The organism is Microcoleus sp. AT8-A3 (assembly GCF_036705675.1).
GTDB lineage: Bacteria > Cyanobacteriota > Cyanobacteriia > Cyanobacteriales > Microcoleaceae > Microcoleus.
Genome location: NZ_JAUBVD010000135.1, coordinates 1 through 1,831 on the forward strand (window position 1 = coordinate 1; position 1,831 = coordinate 1,831).

Consider the following 1,831-nt stretch of genomic DNA (forward strand, 5'->3'; position numbering starts at 1 on the left):
CCTAACACATCTCTTGATGAAGTTATTCGTGCTTATTGTGCATGAAGAGTGTCTCATACTTATTTGAAATAACTATAGTTCCCGACGATGTGATATTAGCTGATCGAGCTTACGGCAATTATGTCGATTTAGTTTTGGTAAAACAGCAGGGAGCCGACGCTGTTTTTCGGAAAAATCATCTCCGTAAAACTGACTTAAGGGCGGGGCAAGAAGTTGGGAATTGGCGACCATCAAGTAGTCTGGAATAAGCCTCAACAGTGTCCCAAACACATGAGTAATGAGGAATTCGAGGAATTACCATCTAATTTCATTGTTCGGGAAGTCTGAAGAGCGAATTCAACACCGTGGCTTCCGAGACGAGCGTATTATTGTAGTCACAACGTTACTGGACGCCAAACGCTACACTGTTCACAAATTAACTCAGTTATACGGGCTGCGGTGGTCTGCTGCTGAAGTCAGTCTCCGTCATCTTAAAACAACTTTGAAAATGGAGATGTTAACAGCTAAAACTCCGGCAATGGTCAGAAAGGAAATCTGGATACACTTATTGGCTTACACTTTATTACGTACCATTATGTGGCAGTCAGTATCTTCATCAGAACATACAGCTTTTCAAATCTCCTTCCAATCAACAAGGCAGCAGTTTAATCAGTTATTGACGCTGTTGGCAACTACAGGAAAGCGCCAACAGCGACAATGGCATCAATTTCTGTTGTCGCAGGTGGCAACTAATTTACTCACGATACGACCTGAGCGTTCCGAACCTCGGGTGTTGAAACACAGGCCAAAGCCGTATCCTCGAATGCAGGAACCTCGCTCTATCTTAAAAGGTAAACAGGCCTTGCGATCGAGACTTTTTCAGTGACATTGAACTAAAATCTACAACATTGATTGGGCAACACGTCCAGGGGTTAAATTGGTTGTAGCAGATTGCCTGCAGTAATACATTCTCAACCACTAAATCCCTAGCTAGCCAGAGTTGCCAACTCCGGGGCGGCATTAAATCACTCCAACGCTCGGATTGTTCGGGAGTTCTTAGGTTAGGCAATGTCCAGTGTAATCGTTGCTTGACAAATCTATACCAATGATCCACTCCAAAGCGTCGTAAATACTTAAACCAGACTGTTTCTAAGGGTAGAGTTCGTTCTCCCACCCAGGCCAACCATAAGGGTGGAAACGGCTGACCGTTTGACATGGGCTTCATTCTTTCGACGAGGATTAAATTGACTCTGTGTTCAGCGGCACGATAAAAATGCAAGTCAAGCCATTGACTGACTCGGACTTGTCCCAACTGTGGATGTTCGTCAATTTCAATCACAGCATCCGCTTCGAGCCATGTGGTTGGGTCATTCAGCCTCATTTTTTGCCCGTGTTTTCGTGGTCTGCCGCGGCCACTATATGCTGGTGGTGCTGACCACTTTCCAGGCATTCTTTCGGAGTCTCATTAAGCAATCAGCTTGAATGTCTGCTTGCGCCAGTACCCAATTTGCATTGCCATATTCGGGCGTCTAAGACTGCTAAGACTGGATTAACGCTTTGTTCACAGACAAGTTTGAGTTGGGAAGCTGCTTGAAGTATGGGTGAAGATCCACTACTATAGCAATCCGATCTGAGTCTCACAACACAACGCCCTCTTGTCTGCCTAGACTTGTTGTATAGCAAGACTTTCAGATGTTACGGTTCTAGAAAATCACTTAGGATTGCTATAATTCGTTCATGAAGTAGGGGTAAGGCCCAACTTCAAGAGTGCTTCTGGTAGTTAGAGTCGATAGGGGCATTTCTACCCCTACCTCTCCTTCAGAACGGAACGTGAAACTTTCGCTTCATTCCG

3 protein-coding genes are annotated in these 1,831 nt (G+C 44.9%); 2 read left to right on the plus strand and 1 reads right to left on the minus strand.

The window, feature by feature from the left end; translation table 11 throughout:
• Positions 1-41 precede the first annotated feature (41 nt).
• Together QUB51_RS30230 and QUB51_RS30235 are read left to right on the plus strand one after the other, a co-directional pair.
• A complete protein-coding gene (locus QUB51_RS30230) occupies positions 42-248 on the plus strand; it encodes a hypothetical protein (protein WP_333058659.1) in 207 nt (68 codons plus the stop codon).
• 62 nt (positions 249-310) lie between these two features.
• Positions 311-865, plus strand: coding sequence for a transposase (locus tag QUB51_RS30235; protein WP_333058660.1), 555 nt, complete (start codon positions 311-313; stop codon positions 863-865).
• On the opposite strand, the gene QUB51_RS30240 is transcribed toward QUB51_RS30235, so the two are convergent.
• A complete protein-coding gene (locus QUB51_RS30240) occupies positions 824-1,360 on the minus strand; it encodes a hypothetical protein (protein ID WP_333240958.1) in 537 nt (178 codons plus the stop codon). The two genes, QUB51_RS30235 and QUB51_RS30240, sit on opposite strands and share 42 nt — an antisense overlap.
• Between the last annotated feature and the right edge of the window lie 471 nt (positions 1,361-1,831).